The organism is Streptomyces monashensis, from assembly GCF_001866665.1.
In the GTDB taxonomy this organism is placed as follows: Bacteria; Actinomycetota; Actinomycetes; order Streptomycetales; family Streptomycetaceae; genus Streptomyces; species Streptomyces monashensis.
On the sequence record NZ_MLYO01000027.1, the window covers coordinates 74762 to 92838 of the forward strand.

An 18077-nucleotide genomic window follows, 5' to 3' on the forward strand; every position below is an offset into this window, starting at 1 on the left:
CCCGGGACGGGCGGCCCCTCTGCGCTGTCAGTCCACCTCGGCCACCGCCTGCGCGAACTGCGCCTTGTAGAGCCGCGCGTACGCGCCGTCCGCCGCCAACAGCTCGGCGTGCGCGCCCTGTTCCACGATCGAGCCGTTCTCCATCACGAGGATGGTGTCGGCGTCCCGGATCGTGGAGAGCCGGTGGGCGATCACGAACGACGTGCGGCCGTGCGCCAGTTTGGCCATGGCCTTCTGGATCAGGACCTCCGTGCGGGTGTCCACGGAGCTCGTCGCCTCGTCCAGGACGAGGATCACCGGGTCGGACAGGAACGCCCGCGCGATGGTGATGAGCTGCTTCTCACCCGCGCTGACTCCCGTGCCGTCGTCGTCGATCACCGTGTCGTAGCCCTCGGGCAGGGTGCGGATGAACCGGTCGGCGTGGGCCGCCCGGGCCGCCTCCTCGATCTCCCCGCGAGTGACCTCGCGCGCGGCGCCGTACGCGATGTTCTCCGCGATCGTGCCGCCGAACAGCCAGGTGTCCTGGAGCACCATGCCGATCCCGGACCGCAGTTCGTCGCGGGTCATCCGCCGGACGTCGACGCCGTCCAGGGTGATCCGGCCGCCCGAGACGTCGTAGAACCGCATCAGAAGGTTGACCAGCGTGGTCTTGCCCGCGCCGGTCGGGCCGACGATCGCGACCGTGTGACCGGGCTCCACCGTGAGCGAGAGGTCCTCGATCAGCGGCTTCTCCGGGTCGTACCGGAAGGACACGTGCTCCAGGCGGACCCGTCCGCGCAGCTCCTCGGGCCGCTCGCCCGGTACCGGGTCGGCCTCCTGCTCCTCGGCGTCGAGGAGTTCGAAGACCCGCTCCGCCGAGGCGACGCCGGACTGCACCAGGTTCGCCATCGAGGCGACCTGCGTCAGCGGCATCGAGAACTGCCGCGAGTACTGGATGAAGGCCTGGACGTCACCGATGGACAGCGAGCCGGAGGCGACCCGCAGTCCGCCGACCACGGCGACCAGCACGTAGTTCAGGTTGGAGACGAACATCATCAGCGGCTGCATCACACCGCTGTTGAACTGCGCCTTGAACCCTGCCTCGTACAGCGCCTGGTTCTGCTCGGCGAACTGCCGCGCCGACTCCTCCTGGCGGCCGAACACCTTCACCAGGGTGTGCCCGGTGTACATCTCCTCGATGTGGGCGTTCAGTTTGCCCGTCGTGCGCCACTGCTGCACGAAGTGCGGCTGGGACCGCTTGCCGACCCGGGTCGCCACCAGCGCCGACAGCGGCACGGTGACGAGGGCGACGAGCGCCAGGATCCAGGAGACCCAGAACATCATCACCAGCACGCCGACGATGGTGAGCAGGGAGTTGATCAGCTGGCCCATCGACTGCTGGAGCGTCTGGCCGATGTTGTCGATGTCGTTGGTCGCGCGCGAGAGCACCTCACCGCGCTGGCGCTTGTCGAAGTACGACAGCGGCAGCCGGGACAGCTTCGTCTGCACCTGCTCGCGCAGCCGGAGCATGGTGAGGTTCACGGTCCGGTTGACCAGCCGGGTCGCGATCGCCATCAGCAGGCCGGAGGCCATGAACGTGCCGAGCGCGAGCAGCAGGACGTTGCCGACGGCCCCGAAGTCGATGCCCTTGCCCGGGGTGAACGCGGTGCTCCCCAGCATGTCCGCGACCGCGCCCCGGCCGTGGGCCCGCATCTGCTCGAGGACCTGCTGCTTGGTGGCACCGGCGGGCATCTGCCGGCCGATGATGCCGGAGAAGACCAGGTCGGTGGCCCGGCCGAGGATCTTCGGGCCGATCACGCTCAGGGCCACGCTGGCGACCGTGCACAGCAGCAGGGCGCAGATCGTGACCCGTTCGGGTCTGAACTGGGCGAGGAGCCGTTTGCTCGACCCCTTGAAGTCCATGGAGCGCTGGTCGGGACCGCTCCCGGCCATCATGCGCATGGGCCCGGCCATCAGGCAGCCTCCGCTTCCGTCAGCTGGGAGAGCACGATCTCCCGGTAGGTCTCGTTGCCCGCCATCAGCTCCTGGTGCCGGCCGCTGCCGACGATCCGGCCCTCGTCCAGCACGATGATGCGGTCCGCGTCCCGGATGGTCGCCACGCGCTGGGCGACGATGACGACGGTGGCCTCGGCGGTCTCCCGGCCGAGCGCCGCGCGCAGCGCCGCGTCGGTGGCGTAGTCGAGGGCGGAGAAGGAGTCGTCGAAGAGGTAGATCTCCGGGCGCTGGACGAGGGTGCGGGCGATCGCGAGGCGCTGGCGCTGACCACCCGACACGTTCGTGCCGCCCTGCGCGATGGGCGCGTCGAGGCCGCCCTCCAGCTTGCTGACGAAGTCCTTGGCCTGCGCCACCTCCAGCGCGTGCCACAGCTCCTCGTCGGTGGCGTCGGGATTGCCGTAGCGCAGGTTGGTCGCGACCGTGCCCGCGAACAGGTACGGCTTCTGCGGGACCAGGCCGACCGTCCTCGCCAGCAGCCGCGGGTCGACCCGCTGCACGTCCACGCCGTCGACCAGGACCTCGCCGTCGGTCGCGTCGAACAGTCGTGGGACCAGCCCGAGGAGCGTGGACTTGCCGCTGCCGGTGGAGCCGATCACGGCGGTCGTCTCACCCGGCCGGGCGAGAAGGTCGACGCCCTTCAGCACCGGCTCCTCGGCCCCCGGATAGCGGAAGCCGGCCGCGCGGATCTCCAGATGGCCGCGCGCCCGCAGTTCGGTGACGGGCTCCGTGGGCGGCACCACGCTGGAGTCGGTCGCGAGGACGTCCTGGATGCGCTCGGCGCAGACCTCCGCGCGCGGCACCATCATGAACATGAAGGTGGCCATCATCACGGACATCACGATCTGCATCAGATAGGCGAGGAACGCGGTCAGGTCGCCGATCTTCATGTCGCCGCTGTCGATGCGGTGTGCGCCGAACCACACGACCGCGATCGACGACACGTTCACCACGGTCATGACGACGGGGAACATCAGCGCGAGCATCCGGCCGGTGGCCAGCTGCATCTCGGTCAGGTCGCCGTTCGCCCTCCCGAACCGCTCCTGCTCGTAACCGTCCCGCACGAAGGCGCGGATCACCCGGTTGCCGCTGATCTGCTCGCGCAGCACCCGGTTCACCGTGTCGAGGCGTTCCTGCATCGAGCGGAACAGCGGCCGCAGCCGGCGCACGATCAGCGTGACGCAGATCGCGAGCACCGGAACGACGGCCACCAGCACCCCGGACAGCGGCACGTCGAGGCCGAGGGCCATCACGATGCCGCCGACGCACATGATGGGCGCCGACACCATCAGCGTGAACGTCATCAGGGCCAGCATCTGGACCTGCTGCACGTCGTTCGTCGTACGGGTGATGAGGGAGGGGGCACCGAAGTGGCCCAGCTCACGCGAGGAGAAGGACTGCACCCGGTCGAAGACGGCACCGCGCACGTCCCGGCCGATCGCGGAGGCGGTCCGCGCACCGAAGTAGACGGCGCCGATGTTGCATATGACCTGGGCCAGCGAGATGCCGATCATGAGGGCGCCGAAGGACAGGATGTAACCCGTGTCACCCTTCACGACACCGTTGTCGATGATGTGCGCGTTGAGGGTGGGCAGATAGAGGGTGGCACACGTCTGGAGGAACTGGAGCAGCACCAGCAGGGCGATGGGTTTCTTGTAGGGCCTGAGGTAGGCCCGTAGAAGTCGTATGAGCACGCTGCGTCTCTCGGAGTCGGCGAAAGGGCGGTTCGGTTGCCCTTGGCCCCTATCGTCCGACACTCCACCCGCGTTACCTCAAGTGATTTAACCGGCGGACGAGCGCGTACGGCCACGCGTGCGGAAGCTCGTACGACGCTTACGAGTGAAACGCCCCCGGGTGCGTCTGCTCCCGCACGGCCGTGAACTGCTGCCGTACCGCCTGACCCACCGCCAGCTCGTCGCCCGGCTCCAGCACCTGCGCCGCCGCGCCCTGCCAGGCCGGCGGGGTGCGCGGGTCGAGTGTGCCCTGCGACACACCGAGCGCCCAGGCGGCCTGCCGGGCCGCGCCGATCGCCGCGTAGTCCGCCGGCTGCGGCACGACGACCTGCGCGCCGAACAGCGAGGGCGCCGAGGCCTGCACGGCGGGCAGTTCGGCGGCCTGACCCAGCAGGAAGATCCGCCGCACGTCCACGCCCCGCCCGCGCAGCACGTCCAGCGCGTCGCCGAGCCCGCAGAGCATGCCCTCGAACGCGGCCCGCGCCAGGTGTTCCGGCTTCATCGACTCCCGGCGCAGCCCCGCGAGCGTCCCGGCGGTGTGCGGCAGGTTCGGCGTCCGCTCACCTTCCAGATAGGGCAGCAGCACCAGTCCGTGCGCCCCGGGCGTCGACTTCGCCGCCAGATCGGACAGGCTCTCCAGATCGGGCAGGCCGAGCAGTTCGGCGGCGCCGCGCAGGGTCCGTACGGCGTTCAGGGTGGTGACGACCGGCAGGTGCATGCCGGTCGCGTCGGCGAGGGAGGTGATCATCCCGGTCTGGTCGGCGAGCGCCTCCGGGTGGACGGCCATGACCGACCCGGACGCCCCGAGGCTGACCACCGCGTCCCCCAGCCCGATCCCGAGCCCGAACGCGGCGGCCATGGTCTCCCCGGTCCCGGCCGAGATCAGCAGCCCCTCCGGGGTCGTACCGGCCGCGTCGGACGGGCCGATCACCTCCGGGAGCATCGCCTGGTGCCCGAGCGCCAGCTCGACCAGATCGGGCCGGTAGGCGGCGGTGGCGGCCGACCAGTACCCGGTCGAGGAGGCTCCGCCGCGGTCGGTCGTCCGGCGCACGGGCCGGCCGAGCAACTGCCACACCAGCCAGTCGTGCGCCTGGAGCAGTACGGCCGTGCGGCGGGCGTTCTCGGGTTCGCTCTTCGCCAGCCAGCGCAGCTTGGTGACCGGCGCCGCGGCCTGCGGCACGCTCCCCACGGCCTGCGCCCACGCCTCGCGCCCGCCGAGCGCGTCGAGCAGATCGGCCGCCGCGACCTGCGCCCGTTTGTCGCCGCCGACCAGCGCCGGGCGCACGGTGTTGCCCTGGGCGTCCAGCGGGACGAGGGCGTTCTGCTGGGCCGAGACCCCGATGGCCTGCACGCCCTCCAGCAGACCGCCGCCGGCGGCCTCGCCGAGGGAGAGCAGCCAGGCCTGGGGGTCGATGTCGCTGGGGCGGCCCTCCACCGGGTGCGGGGCGTAGCCCTGCCGCAGTACGGCACCGGTGTCCGCGTCACAGACGACGATGCGCGTGAAATCTGGCGAGCTGTCCAAGCCGGCGACTATCCCCATGCACCGAATTTTGCAGCATTCCTGAGGATGCTTGGGTCAGGGGCGGCCAAAGGGGTGGGGGTTCAGGTGTTGCTCGTGCCCCAGTCGTCCTCGGGGGTGCCGTTGAGGTTGCGCTCGCGCAGGTTGCGGACCCGCTGGCTCACCGTCTCGGGTACCCGGTCGCCGACCTTGCCGCTGACCGTGTGGAAGGCCTTGCCCGCGTACTGGCGGCCCTGCTGGGCGGCGGTCTCGGCGGTGTTCCGGACGGCCGGGTTCTCCGCGATCCGGCGCACGGCCTTCTTCAGCTGCTCGTAGCGTTCGCGTCCGGCCCTGGTGCCGAGTACGTAACCGAGGGCCAGTCCGGCGACGAACGTGAGCCGGTAGCGCATGGCTGCCACCCTTCCCTTGCCTGGGTCTGCTGGTGCGACGTGGGCACCGAGGGGAACCGATTGGCGGAGCACCCCCCTGCTTGCGCTAATGTATGTGTCGCAGCGAGCGCCCGCCCCCTGGCGAATACCCAGGCAGGTGCGTTCGAAGCAATCGAGGCGATCCTCCGTAGCTCAATTGGCAGAGCAGCCGGCTGTTAACCGGCAGGTTACTGGTTCGAGTCCAGTCGGGGGAGCTTCGGTCCTCCGTAGCTCAATTGGCAGAGCAGCCGGCTGTTAACCGGCAGGTTACTGGTTCGAGTCCAGTCGGGGGAGCGCAGTGATCGAGGACCCCTCAGGGGTCCTTTTTCATGCCCGCTTCATGTCCGCGGGAACCGGCGCGGCCGCGGTGGTGTCCTCAGGATCATGAGCAGCGCAGAAGCCGACCATCCGAAGCAGGAGATCGTATGAGCGGCTATGCTGCGGCAGACGGCGCGCACACGTGTACGCGACACGCCGCTATGGGGCGGTAGCTCAGCCGGTTAGAGCAGCGGACTCATAATCCGTCGGCCGTGGGTTCGAGTCCCACCCGCCCCACCAGCACCCGCAGGTGCAGAATCGATCTAACCTGCGGAAACGCGAGAACGGGGGTCGCCACCCGCGGGTGGCGACCCCCGTTCATCCGTTCAGTTCAAGATCCAGGGGCACACCTGGGCCTGCAGGCCCGGAGCGGGCAATCGTGAAGCGCGTGAGCGAGAGGTCGGCTCGCTGCTCCTCCGGATACCGGTCGTCGCAGTTCTTCACTCGGACCAACTCCAGGTCGATTGCGGCGCAGTGGTCGCCCATCCGCTTCAGGGCACCGTTCGCGGCGTCGTCCTGTCCCCGGCCGGACAGGGTGATCATGCCGAAGAGGCCGGAGCCGGTCTGGGCCTGCGCTCCAACGGCCCTGAGATCCCCTTTCTGCCGTGCACCGTGGACGAAGAAGACGGCGACGTCGCCTGGCCACGACTTCCACGATCTGCTGGGAGATCCGCAACCACAGGGCGTCGGTGCTGACCTCCGTCCACGGCAGGGCGGCCCATCTCGCCGCGACGGGGGCCGAGGAAGATGAACGAGCGCCACAGCTCGTAGAGCCAGTCAGTCTTGACGAAGTCAAGGAAATCGCGGTCAGTTCCGGTGTCCAGACCATGTCTGGGCCGGGCTTCTCGCCGGTTCGCTTCCGGTGCTCGACGCGCTCGGGCGTCCGGACGAGCGGCTTCGGCCGGGTGACCGGCGGCAGCTCCAAGAGCTGTGCCCAGTTCTTGGAGAACGCGTGCTCGCGCCTGATCCCCCAGGACAGGGCCGAGCTGCGGGTGTTGTCGATGCGGTGCATGGTGGCGGCGGAGGTGATCTTCCGCAGCCCCTTCTTGCCGTCATCGAGGGCCGCGCTTGCGCCGAGGAAGGACCGGCGGGCGGCTCGCCGTTCCTCCATCTTCCCGGCCGCCTTCACCCAGGCCCGGTGTGCGTCGTCGCGGTTCGACTGCAGTTGATCGACGCGAGGCCGGTGGAGAATCCGCTCGGCGTTCTGCTTCTCGATCGCGTCGTACATCTTGTCGAGGTGCCGGACTTCGAGGAAGGCGGAGAAGCACCATGCCGTCCAGGCAGCGGCCGAACCGGTGAACCTGAAACCACGTCAACCCGCCCAGATCAGCTAGTCGACCACTCCCGCACAGCGGGGGAACCGCAGCGCGGTACTTGCCGCACGAGCAGTTCCGCCGGCTGGCCGCCGACATCCAGCGGGACGGGCACCTGACCTCGACGCCGCTGGTGTGGAACGACGTCGGCAGCGGCACAGCGACATCCTTCCCACCCACCTCACAGGGCAAGCCAGTTCAGATGACCTGCCCCACCTCTCAGGTTCCAGTTCTGCCGGCTGACTGACGGCCTTCACGAAGGGCGCTGGTGCGGGCAGGGAAAGAACAGAAGCAGACCGCCGTTGACCTCGACATCCATCCGGTCACGTTGTCGAAGTGGTTACGCCAGGACGACATCGACAACGGACGGCGCCCTGGAAACCGAGCTCGAGATCGTCCGCAAGGCCGCCACGTTCCTCGGCGAGGACAAGCCGGCCCCAAAAGGCCTGGACCCGGCGTTCACCCTCCGGACCTACACTCACTTCATGCCGGAGGCCGGCGCGCGTGGCCTCGCTGTCATCGAGACATGGTTCGCCGATCTCGCTGAAAGTCCCTGAAAAGTCCCTAGCGGGGTCTCAGCCCTCCCGATCGCACGAAGCCACAGGTCAGGTCGTGATCACCGCCAAAGTTGGCGTTTATCCGGTGGATAGTGCATCAATCGCCCCTCGGTAATGATCAATGACTGGTCATGCATGAGTCCGCATTTATCGCTTTTGTTCCACATGAGACCCCGCGAATATTGGCAGTGCGGGAACCGGAGCCGTCTTGGGGCCTGGCCTGCTTGGGGGTGGTGGAGGAAGGATTGGCGCTGGGGCCTGAGGGCCTCTCGTTGATTGAACTTATGGAAAAGTTGGACGAGACGGACATGCGCTGGATTTGCCTCGACTGCGATCGCCAGCTTTGCCGCAGGTCAGACGCGCAATTTACTCGAATGGGGTACGTGAACAGCTACCTCGCATCCTGACCGCGCGGAGAGCGCGGGGGGTTCCTGCTGCCCGATGCGCCGGAGCGCGAGACGCCGACGCCGCCTTTCCATCGGGTGGATTGTCGCCCATCGACCTCGGGAGACTGCTCGGAGTGCGCGTGCTGGTCTACTTCCAGTTCTCCATCGATGGTGGCCGTGAACGGCGGTAATCCTCAATGTGCTGAGGTCTGATTTCTCGTCACGTGAACCATGGCCGAGCTCAGAGCTAGAATTCGAGGAAACTCTGTGGGAATCCGCTCCCTCATGCCTGCGCTACCCAAGACGCGGGCGTCCCGGGCCGAAGGCTCCGGGGCGCCCGCGAACCACGCTGCCAGGCTGCTCTGGCCTCTGACACTGATCAACACGTTCGGCAACGGTCTGTTCCGGGTGAACAGTGCGCTGTTCTTCACGCATGTCGGGGACATGACGGCGGCTCAGTTCGGCACAGGACTGGCTCTCGGCGGCGTTTGTGGCATCCTCGCGTCCGTGCCGTTCGGCCGGGCTGCCGACCGCTGGGGTGCCCGCCGTGTGCTGATGGTCCTCTGGTCCGCGGAGGCCGTGGGGATCTTGGGTTATACGCAAGTGCATTCGTTCTGGATGTTCCTCCTGTTGATCTGCCCGATCACTGCGGTGGATCGCGGGGCAGTGGTCGCGTACCGGGCGCTGCTGGCGACAGCGCTGCCGCAGGACGGTGTGGTCAGGGCGCGGGCGAAGCTTCGAGCACTGGCGAATGTCGGGGTCGGGCTCGGCGCGGGCGTCGGCGGCATCGCGCTCGCCGTGAACACGCCTACCGCCTACTTTGCCGTCATCGTCGGTGACTGTCTGACCTTCGTCGTCGCAGCGGTCATGCTGGCCGGCCTCCCGATCGCCGAGACGCCCGCCGCCGTAGCCGCCGGGCAGGATCGCCGACGCTCGGGCGTGCTACGAGATCGGCGTTATGTGCTGTTCAGTGCGATATGCACGGTCCTGGCGCTACAGTTCGGCGTCTTCGAAGTCGGCCTGCCGCTGTGGGTGGTTCGCGACACGAGCGCACCGCGGGCGATCGTGGCGGTGTCGCTCGTGATGAACACAGCCCTCGTCGCCTTGCTCCAGGTCCGCCTGAGCAAGGGCAGCGAGGACAGTGTCGGCGCGGTCCGGCACGGCGAGCGCGCCGGATGGCTGTTGGCCCTGGGCTGCGCAGTCTTCGTCGTGTCACGATCCGGGTCGGCGATCGCGGCGACGGTCTTGGTCCTGGGCGCGGCGCTGGTCATGACGATCGCCGAGGTGTACTTCGCGGCCTCGAGCACCACGCTGAGCTACAACCTCGCCCCCGACGGCCAGGCCGGCGCCTACCAGGGCCTGTTCCAATCAGGGACATCCACAGCGACATCGCTTGCACCGGTGGTGATGACAAGCGGCGTGCTGCAGTTCCCGGTATGGGGCTGGCTGGCCCTCGGCGGGGTTTTCGCCATCGCCGGGACTTCACTCCGCTGGATCGACGTCGAGACCCGCCGGTAGCCGCGCGGCAGCAGGCCTGCCGGCACAGGCTCGTGCCGGGCATCGATGGCATGCAAGCAGTTTGCGAATCCGCGTGCGGCACTCAGCCTCAGCCAGTGCCGGCAGGGCGACGCGTCCGGCGCGATGGCCCACTGCAGCGCATGCTCGACTGCGAGGAGCCCGACGCCTTCCGTGTCCAGGCTGTCGGAGAGCTGGATGTCGAGCTTGCCCGGCTCGTCCGGCTCGAACCCGAATGAGCGGCGCAGCGCCAGGTAGTCGCCGGCGGCCATGCGCCACGATCCCGTAGGTCTGCTCGACCCTCCAGCGTTTCGGCTGCGGGACGAACCCCCTGTCCCGCGGGTTGCGTCCGACGATCTCGACATCGATGCCCAGGCTGGTGCCGTGCGCGGCGACCTGGTCCAGCAGGGCGATGCCCGCGGCGTTGTCGTGCGTGCTCGCGGCCGGGACGATGACCGCGACGACCAGGACCAATACATCGGCGGCCAGGGCCCGTTGGCGACTGGGGACCCGTTTCGCAGCGTCCCGGCCGGTCGTGGAGGCGGGGACCCCGGCGGCCACGTGGACGCTCTGCGTGTCCAGGACCACCAGGGTCGGGTCCTCTGATCGGCGGGCCCGCTCTCGGACCTGACAGCGCGGGAGCTCATGGATGACCTGGTCGGTCCCGTCGTCGCGCCACGCGGCGAAGTAGTGGTTCGACGCGCTCTTCGGCGGCAGATCGTGCGGGAGGTACGCCCACGGGCAACCGGTCCTGCCCTGGTAGAGGATCGAGTTCACGATCTCCCGCATCGCATGGGCGCCCTGATGGCCGCTCACCGACCGGTGCCGGTCCTTCCAGGCTGTGATGACCGGCTCTGCCAACGACCACTGCTCGTCGGATAAGTCGCTGGTCACACCAGAGCCGGTTGAATGCTCACAACCCGCCCTCTCAGGCCGTCCTAATCACCTTTCCCCCTGCCCCAGAGATAGCCCATCTGCATCCGGTTGTGTGCCCCGAGCTCTCGCTTCATGCTGGCGATGTGGCTCTGTAGCGACCGCTCGCTGATGCCGAGCCGCCGGGCTATCTGCTTGTCTGGGTAGCCGTTGATCAGCAGGCGCTTGATCGAGTCACGCATTGCGGGCATGACCTCCCTTGCCGCCATCGCTGCATAATTTGGGGCGAACGGGAAGGGCTTTGCTCGATCCCACGATCTGTTGAACATGTCGCGGAGAAAGCTGACGACGGCCGGCTCGCTCACCGCGACCGCAGAGGTGCGATCTGCGTTCGCGGCGATGAAGGCGACGTCGTCGACGATGATCAGGCGGTCGAAGAACTCGTCGAGCGTACGGACTGAAGCGCCGAGTCTTGTCACCTCCTGGACATATTCTTTTGTCGCCTCGTCGAAACGCGTCGTGTGTTGATAGAGAGTACGCATTACGACGCCTGCGGCTACGTGACGCCGCACGCTTTCCAAGGCGTCGTCGAGAACTTTCCTCGGGCGAGGACCGTCTGGCTGCGCGGTAAGAATTTCCCGCCGGGAGCCCGACAGTGCGTCATCGATGGCCTGAGCGATGGTGGATAGGCCGTGAATTTCGCGGATACCCGAGTTCCTGTTGGCGGCTGCGAACGGCATGTCGTGCAGTCGGCTGGCCTGCTCATCGACGAGTCGGCTCAGGCCCGTCAAGTGTTTGGCCATTCCCTTGAGGAACTCATCCGATTTCGTCTGAGCGTTTGGCGGAGCCACATGACGGCAGTGACTCCCGGTGTTCGCTTCGCCGCATAGGGTGTTCGGCCCTGCCGTGAGCCCTCCCCATTTTTCGTCTTTGTCCATATTGAACCCCCGTGAACATTGGCAGTGCAAAAACCGGAGCCATCTTAGCGCTTGGCCTGCTCGGGGGTGGTTCAGGAAGGATTGGACCCAGGTCGGAGCTTGATCGCTGCTGGGGCATTCGTATACCGAATTTATGAAAACGTGACAAAGTTGCATGAGCCGGGTATGTGCTGTTTTGCCCCGACTGAAATCGTCGGCCCTGCCGCACGTCGGGCGCGCAATTCACTCCATTGGAGTGACCAGCCGCCGAGCCGGCGGGAGCCGAGCCGGCCTTCTACCTCGTGTCCAATGGGCTTCAGACGAATGGATAGATGCATTGTGCATGTTCGTTCAATCTTTACTCGTATGACCCGCACCGTACGCGTCGCGTTCATCGGCGGCATCGTCGGTGTGACAGTGGCGATAGCTGTGGGGCACGGCTCGTTCTCGCCGTCCGTCGCTGCGGTGCCTGCGGCCGGATCGAGTGTGGTACGAGCCGGCGATGTCGGCTGGAATATTGTGAAGCTCCCCGCATCCTGACGGCGCGGAGAGCGCGGCGGGTTCCCGCTGCCCGATGCGCCGCAGCGCGAGAAGCCGCCTCTCCACCGGGTGGATTGTCGCCCATCGACTTCGGGAGACTTCCCGGAGTGCGCGTGCTGGTCTACTTCCAGTTCTCCATCAATGGTGGCCGTGAACGACGGTGATCCTCAATGTGCTGAGGTCTGATTTCTCGTCACGTGAACCATGGCCGAGCTCACAGCTAGAATTCGAGGAAACTCTGTGCCTTATCGTGTCCTGGTGGTACAACCCGCATTCTCCGCGAACGCCTATATCACTCATGCCCGCTCTCTCAATTGGGACGTCGTGGTGGCTTCCTATGAGGCCGAAGGGCGAAGGGTCGCCGAATCCGTGCGATCTGCCGCGACAGAGATGATCACGACGGACACCAACTCCGGCGATGTACTGGAAGCTGCCGTCGTCCAGTCCCACCAGCGGAACGCCATTCATGCTGTTGTCGCCGGCGGCGAATATTACGTACCGGCAGCCGCCCGGCTGTCCGCCCGGCTGGGACTGCCCGGTCTCGCCGGCACGGCCGTCGACCAGGTCCGGCACAAGGCGAGGATGCGCGAGGCGGTGGCTGCGGCCGGCCTGGACGTACCGAGGTTCACTGTGGTCCGTGAGCTGGCGGAACTTGATGCAGCTTGTGCTTACGTGGGCTTCCCCGCAGTCATCAAGCCGGTCGATTCCGGCGGGAGCGTTCATGTGTCGCGCGTCGACTCCCTCGACGAAGCACGCAGGGCGTTGTCTGCGATTCACGCCGAGGAGGGACTTGAGTTCGACCGGGCGCTGACCACCGACGCGATGGTCGAACAGTACGTGGCGGGAACGGAGTACAGCGCCGACGGCTATGCCAGCAACGGCGAGGTCACCGTTGTGGCGGTGACGCGGAAGCTGCTCGGTCCCGAGCCGCGGTTCCTGGAGCTGGGGCATCTCACGCCCGCGCCGCTCGACGAGGCTGTCCGCCACGAACTGGCGTCGTACGCCGCGGATGTCGTCAAGGCGGTGGGGATCACGACGGGGCCGTTCCACTGCGAACTGCGCCTCAGCGAGGGGCGCCCCGTTCTCATCGAGGTGGCCGCACGCCTGCCCGGCGGCAAGCTCACCGAGCTCATGGAGATGGTCACCGGCCTCAGGCTGCCCGGAAAGGTTCTCGCGGACATCACCGGCGCGGATCCCCAGAGCGCGGCGGCGTATGGCGCGCCGGTCGCCAAGGCGGCTGGAATTCGTTTCTTGACCGCGGCCGGAGCAGGTTCGTACGCGCGGCTCGAAGGCTGGGACGAGCTGATGGCTGAGCCGTGGGTGGTGGGGGGCCACGTCCTCATTGAACGGGACGCCCCCATCAAGACCGATGAGGCGGACTACAGCTGCCGGGTCGCGGCCGTCGTCTTCACCGCGGAGTCCCCGGAAGAGGCGCACGACCGCTGGTCCGAGATCGGTAACCGCGTACGCGTGGTCACCACCTGACACGGAAGGAAGGATCGAAGATGAATCCCCTGCGCCTCCACTGGTGCTCGCCGCCCGACACGGGACAGGCGCGGCCTATGGATGCATACAACTTCGGCAAGCTCGACATGGGCGAGGTCAAGGACTTCGTCCAGGAGGCCGAGGAACTCGGCGTCGACAGCCTGCTGTTCGGCATATCCAAGAACCTTCCCGACCCGCTGCCGGTGCTCGGTGCGCTGTCGCAGGTCACGGACCGCGTCAAGTTCATACTGGCCTACCGGCCCGGCCTGATGACGCCGCCCCTGTTCGCGCAGGTCGTCAACACGCTGTCCTGGATGACCGACGGACGGATCTCCCTCAACATCGTCGCCGGCATCTCCCCGGCGGAGCAGGCCGGATACGGCGACTTCCTCGGCCACGACGAGCGCTACGCCCGGTGCAACGAGTTCCTCGAGGTCGTCCGCGGCCTCTGGGAGGGCGAGTCACCGCTGAGCTACGACGGCCGGCACTACACCGTCAAGGACGCCTCGCTCGGCCTCGGCCACAAGAACGGTGGCCGTCCGGAGATCTACATCAGCGGTAACTCCGCCGTCGCCCAGCAGACGACGATCGCCTCCGGCGACTGCTGGCTGCGCTACGGCGACACCCCCGAGGCCATGGCCGCGGCCACCAAGCCGCTCCTCGACGCGGGCCGCCGCGTGGGCACCCGTATGCACGTGCTGTCCCGTCCCACCCGCGAGGAGGCTGTGGCGGAGCTCGCCAAGCTCGTGCGCGATCCGGACGAGGAGCACAAGGAGTGGGTCCGCCAGGTGGTGAACAGCACCGACTCCGAGGCGGTCAAGTCCTCGTTCCGGCTGGCGGAGACGGCCAAGGACGAGTGGCTCTCGCCCTACATCTGGACCGGTGCCGTGGCCTACCGCGGCGGCCCGGCGCTGTGCGTGGTCGGCAGCCACGAGGAGGTCGCCGGCTACCTCCACAGCTACAAGGCCGCGGGCATCAGCGAGTTCATCTTCTCCGGCTGGCCGACCCGCGACGAGATGAGGAACTTCTTCACTCATGTCGCTCCCCTGATTCGTCGCCTTGAGGCAGCAGAGGCGTCCTGAGCGAGCAGGGCGACCACCTACGCGCGCTGCCCGGACCGTATCCGGTGGCCGTGCGATCAGTACACGAATACCCCAGCAGCGATCACGCTCCGACCTGGGCCGTTCGCTCGTTCGAGGTACGTGAACAGCTACGGAGGAGTAACCATGCACATTGTCGTCATCAACCGGTGGCCGAGGTTCCAGGAGGGGCCGCGCTGGGACTTCTCGATGGGCCGCTTCGAGGAGCTCATCGACCATGAGCGGCACCAGGTCAGTTACGTGGTCGACGCGGTCGGCGCCACCGGAGTCCTTGCCGATCCCGAGCGGATCGCCGACCTGGTCGAGGTCGAAGACCTCAACGACTTCGAGGCACTGTGCGGAGCGGTTCAGAAGATCACGGACCGGGTCGGCCCGGTCGACCGGCTCATCGCTGTGTCGGAGGCCACGATCGGTATCGCGGCCGAAGTTCGCGCAGCACTCGGCATCGCCGGTCCGCGACCCGAGGACGTGGCGCTCTACCGGAACAAGCTGCGGATGAAGGAAGCCGTGGCGAAGGCCGGTATCCGCACGCCTCGGTTCGCTTCCTGTGGCAGCGCTGAGTCCGCGGTGGACTTCGCGCGGGCGACCGGGTTCCCACTGATACTCAAGCCGGTGTCCGGCGCGGGGAGCAGGGGGGTGCACCGCGTCGAGGATGAAGCCACGCTCACGACGCTGCTGGATCAGATCGACACCGGTGACTACGAACTCGAGGAGTACATCGACGGGCCGATCTACCACGTGGACGGGTTTGTCGGCGAGGACTCGCAGATCCCGTTCATGGCGGTGTCCCGCTACATCAATGACTGCCTGTCCTTCGAGGCGGCCGGGCAGCCACTCGGTTCGGTCGTTGTTCAAGCCTCCCCGCTGCGGAGCCGGGTGGAGGAATTCGCACGGAGGTGCGTCTCGGCTCTGAACATGGCCTCCATGCCGTTCCACCTCGAACTCTTCGTCACCGCAGAAGGAGACCTGGTCTTTCTGGAGATCGCGGGCCGCATCGGCGGGGCCGAGGTGCCGTACCTCACGGACAAGCTCTTCGGGGTCAACCTCTTCGAGCTCTGGCTGGACGCGCTGTGCGAGGGCGGGGCGACGGTCCCGCCGCAGACGGGCGACCCGTCCGGCGGCTGGCTGATCATCCCGAAGCCCGCCGGACTGCCGGCCGAGGTCGTCTCGGTGACCTCCATGCGGGACCACTTCACCACGGTCTGGCGGGAGTTGGTGCCGACCCCGGGTGAGGTGATGGAGCCCGGCGGCAGCTACGACGCGGTGCACAGCGGGCGGTTCATCCTCACCGGCGACGAGTCGGCCGTGGAGGAGGACATCCGGGAGATCATCGCCAGGTTCCGGATCGAAACCGCTCCGGTGCCGCAGTGAGGGGGTGTTCCAGGCCCCCGAGTCCGCCATGCTCATGCTGGCCGGCTCCGGATCCGGTCTGGGACCGCAACAACTCGTCCTGGTACCGGCCGTGGCGCTCACCGCGTTCGGCGCGCTCATGCTGCCGCTGACGATACGGGCCTTCGGCCGTGCGATTGCCGCACGGGAGGAGACCCTCGCGGGTGCGATCGCGCAATGACCGCCGCGCGCACGGGGGGAGACTCCCGTGCGCGCGACCGCCGACCGACCGCCGCCGAGAAGCGGCGACGGTCACAACACACCATCACGGGCCGTCGGTTGCTTCGGCCTGCCAGAAAACATTCACGAGCTGCTCCGCGGGGGAACTTGATGGACGTCGGTTCTGTACGCTTCAGCGAACTCTTTGGCTCGTTCCCGACCCCGATCGCCATCGTCACGGCAACGGACGGAGCGGGTGAGCCGTACGGCTTCACCAGCAACGCCGTCTGCTCGGTGTCGGCAGCGACGTCGACGCTGCTGGTCTCCGTCGGCAAGGGGTCCCGCACACTGCCGGCGATCATGTCGTCGCAGGCGTTCGCGGTGAACTTCCTCTCCTCGTCCGGGCGTGACGCCTCGCAGGTGTTCGCGAGCAAGGCCACGGACAAGTTCGCACATGTCGAATGGCGCCCCTCGGCCGTTGCCGGAGGCGCACCACTGCTCACCGAAATCGCACTCGGAATTGCGGAATGCCGGGTTGAAAACGCGATCGAGGTGAGTGACCATTGGCTTTTCATAGGCCGGGTGGAAGGCGCTGAGACCTTCCCCCGCGAGCCACTTCTCTACCGGCGGGGCGACTACGGCGTCTGGTCGCCACTGAACGAGTTCTCCACTGCCTAGTGCGTTGTCCGTACGCGAATCCCCTGATTCGCCCGGCAGTCACCCTCCACCGACATCTCGACCTCTCGACTTTCTCCTGTCGACCATAGAAGCAGAAGGGTTTTACATGGATATCGGGGCCGTAGACCACATCGAGTTCTACGTCGGAGATGCCCAGCAGTCCGCGTTCTACCTCTGCACCGCTTTCGGCTTCCGTATCTGCGGCCAAGCCGGTCCCGAGACCGGACAGGCCGACCACCGCTCGCTGCTGCTGCGCCAGGGCGGCATCGAGGTCGTCCTCACCTCCGCTCTCAACCCCACCCACCCGGCCGCGTCCTATGTGATGCAGCACGGCGACGGCGTCGCCAACATCGCCTTCGAGGTCGCCGACGCCGCCAAGGCCTTCGAGCTGGCCGTCGAGCGGGGCGCCACCGCCGTCGAGCAGCCCACCGTCCACAGCAAGGACGGCACCGAGGTGGTCACTGCCGCGGTCCTGGGCTTCGGCGACGTCGCCCACCGGTTCGTCCAGCGCACCGGCGACCGCGAGCAGTTCCTGCCCGGCGTGATGGACATCATCGCCGCCGACCCCGAGGCGGGCGAGGAACTGCTCAGCACCGTGGACCACGCGGCGATCTGCCTGCCCGCCGGCCAGCTGCGCCCCACGGTCGCGTTCTACGAGAAGGTCTTCGGCTTCTCGCAGATCTTCGAGGAGTTCATCGAGGTCGGTACCCAGGCCATGGACTCCAAGGTCGTCCAGAGCCCGTCCGGCAAGGTGACCTTCACTCTGATCGAGCCGGTAACCGACCGTCAGCCCGGCCAGATCGACACCTTCCTGGCCCGCCACGGCGGCGCCGGTGTGCAGCACGTGGCGTTGCTCTGCGACGACATCGTGGGCACCGTGCAGACCCTGGAGAAGCGGGGCGTCAACTTCCTGCAGACACCGGGCTCGTACTACGAACAGCTCCAGGAGCGTTTCGAGCGCCCGAACCTCCAGGTCGAGGACCTGCGCCGGACCAACGTCCTGATCGACGAGGACCACTGGGGCCAGGTGTTCCAGATCTTCACCCAGTCCCAGCACGTACGGAAGACGTACTTCTGGGAGGTCATCGACCGGCACGGCGCCCGGACCTTCGGCAGCGGCAACATCAAGGCGCTCTACGAGGCGGTCGCCCGCGAGAAGGCCGCCTCCTGACCCGGCTCCGCGCGCCGTCTCCGCA

The 18077-nt window shown here is 67.4% G+C and carries 16 protein-coding genes, 3 tRNA genes and 1 pseudogene; 13 read left to right on the forward strand and 7 right to left on the reverse strand.

Annotated features, from left to right (window positions below):
• Positions 1 to 27: 27 nt before the first annotated feature.
• The 4 genes from BIV23_RS17155 to BIV23_RS17170 all read right to left on the reverse strand — a co-directional run bounded on the left by BIV23_RS17155 (position 28) and on the right by BIV23_RS17170 (position 5633).
• Positions 28 to 1953, reverse strand: coding sequence for an ABC transporter ATP-binding protein (locus tag BIV23_RS17155; protein WP_071381738.1), 1926 nt, complete (start codon positions 1951 to 1953; stop codon positions 28 to 30).
• The gene (locus BIV23_RS17160; protein WP_071381739.1) at positions 1953 to 3686 is read right to left on the reverse strand and encodes an ABC transporter ATP-binding protein; all 1734 of its coding nucleotides are present in this window, start codon (positions 3684 to 3686) and stop codon (positions 1953 to 1955) included. The genes BIV23_RS17155 and BIV23_RS17160 overlap by 1 nt, the downstream gene beginning before the upstream one ends.
• A gap of 139 nt (positions 3687 to 3825) precedes the next feature.
• Positions 3826 to 5265: an FGGY family carbohydrate kinase gene (locus tag BIV23_RS17165; protein ID WP_071381740.1), complete on the reverse strand. Its 1440-nt coding sequence runs from the start codon at positions 5263 to 5265 to the stop codon at positions 3826 to 3828.
• Between the two features lie 62 nt (positions 5266 to 5327).
• Positions 5328 to 5633, reverse strand: a complete 306-nt coding sequence (locus BIV23_RS17170; RefSeq protein ID WP_071381741.1) for a hypothetical protein — start codon at positions 5631 to 5633, stop codon at positions 5328 to 5330.
• A gap of 160 nt (positions 5634 to 5793) precedes the next feature.
• Between BIV23_RS17170 and BIV23_RS17175 the strand changes: the two genes are divergently transcribed.
• The 3 genes from BIV23_RS17175 (at position 5794) to BIV23_RS17185 (ending at position 6209) form a co-directional block, all read left to right on the forward strand.
• A tRNA-Asn gene (locus BIV23_RS17175) sits at positions 5794 to 5866 on the forward strand.
• Between the two features lie 6 nt (positions 5867 to 5872).
• Positions 5873 to 5945, forward strand: a tRNA-Asn gene (locus tag BIV23_RS17180).
• 187 nt (positions 5946 to 6132) lie between these two features.
• Positions 6133 to 6209, forward strand: a tRNA-Ile gene (locus BIV23_RS17185).
• 78 nt (positions 6210 to 6287) lie between these two features.
• Here the strand turns inward: BIV23_RS17185 and BIV23_RS17190 are convergent.
• Positions 6288 to 6512, reverse strand: coding sequence for a hypothetical protein (locus tag BIV23_RS17190; protein WP_071381742.1), 225 nt, complete (start codon positions 6510 to 6512; stop codon positions 6288 to 6290).
• Positions 6513 to 6658: 146 nt separating this feature from the next.
• On the opposite strand from BIV23_RS17190, the gene BIV23_RS17195 reads away from it, so the two are divergent.
• The 3 genes from BIV23_RS17195 to BIV23_RS17210 all read left to right on the forward strand — a co-directional run bounded on the left by BIV23_RS17195 (position 6659) and on the right by BIV23_RS17210 (position 9743).
• Entirely contained in the window at positions 6659 to 7138 is a 480-nt protein-coding gene (locus tag BIV23_RS17195; RefSeq protein WP_071381743.1) for a hypothetical protein, read from the forward strand.
• 446 nt (positions 7139 to 7584) lie between these two features.
• Entirely contained in the window at positions 7585 to 7839 is a 255-nt protein-coding gene (locus BIV23_RS50345; protein ID WP_071381744.1) for a hypothetical protein, read from the forward strand.
• 653 nt (positions 7840 to 8492) lie between these two features.
• Positions 8493 to 9743, forward strand: coding sequence for an MFS transporter (locus tag BIV23_RS17210; RefSeq protein ID WP_177239923.1), 1251 nt, complete (start codon positions 8493 to 8495; stop codon positions 9741 to 9743).
• 258 nt (positions 9744 to 10001) lie between these two features.
• On the opposite strand, the pseudogene BIV23_RS46350 reads toward BIV23_RS17210, so the two are convergent.
• Positions 10002 to 10634, reverse strand: a pseudogene (locus BIV23_RS46350) (transposase); the annotation flags it as partial.
• Positions 10635 to 10678: 44 nt separating this feature from the next.
• On the reverse strand, positions 10679 to 11551 hold the full coding sequence (locus tag BIV23_RS17220; protein WP_177239924.1) for a helix-turn-helix transcriptional regulator: 873 nt from the start codon (positions 11549 to 11551) through the stop codon (positions 10679 to 10681).
• 345 nt (positions 11552 to 11896) lie between these two features.
• On the opposite strand from BIV23_RS17220, the gene BIV23_RS50350 reads away from it, so the two are divergent.
• The 7 genes from BIV23_RS50350 to hppD all read left to right on the forward strand — a co-directional run bounded on the left by BIV23_RS50350 (position 11897) and on the right by hppD (position 18052).
• On the forward strand, positions 11897 to 12070 hold the full coding sequence (locus BIV23_RS50350) for a hypothetical protein (protein ID WP_177239925.1): 174 nt from the start codon (positions 11897 to 11899) through the stop codon (positions 12068 to 12070).
• Between the two features lie 258 nt (positions 12071 to 12328).
• A complete protein-coding gene (locus BIV23_RS17225; protein WP_177239926.1) occupies positions 12329 to 13555 on the forward strand; it encodes an ATP-grasp domain-containing protein in 1227 nt (408 codons plus the stop codon).
• A 77-nt stretch (positions 13556 to 13632) separates the two neighbouring features.
• The gene (locus BIV23_RS17230) at positions 13633 to 14637 is read left to right on the forward strand and encodes an LLM class flavin-dependent oxidoreductase (protein ID WP_245790553.1); all 1005 of its coding nucleotides are present in this window, start codon (positions 13633 to 13635) and stop codon (positions 14635 to 14637) included.
• 144 nt (positions 14638 to 14781) lie between these two features.
• Positions 14782 to 16026 (forward strand): ATP-grasp domain-containing protein, encoded by a 1245-nt coding sequence (locus BIV23_RS17235; protein WP_071381750.1) that lies wholly within the window; start codon positions 14782 to 14784, stop codon positions 16024 to 16026.
• 4 nt (positions 16027 to 16030) lie between these two features.
• On the forward strand, positions 16031 to 16225 hold the full coding sequence (locus tag BIV23_RS17240) for a hypothetical protein (RefSeq protein WP_071381751.1): 195 nt from the start codon (positions 16031 to 16033) through the stop codon (positions 16223 to 16225).
• A gap of 149 nt (positions 16226 to 16374) precedes the next feature.
• Complete coding sequence (locus tag BIV23_RS17245) at positions 16375 to 16881, forward strand: flavin reductase family protein (RefSeq protein WP_071381752.1); 507 nt, start codon at positions 16375 to 16377, stop codon at positions 16879 to 16881.
• A 106-nt stretch (positions 16882 to 16987) separates the two neighbouring features.
• Entirely contained in the window at positions 16988 to 18052 is a 1065-nt protein-coding gene (gene hppD / locus BIV23_RS17250; RefSeq protein WP_071381753.1) for a 4-hydroxyphenylpyruvate dioxygenase, read from the forward strand.
• Positions 18053 to 18077: the final 25 nt, after the last annotated feature.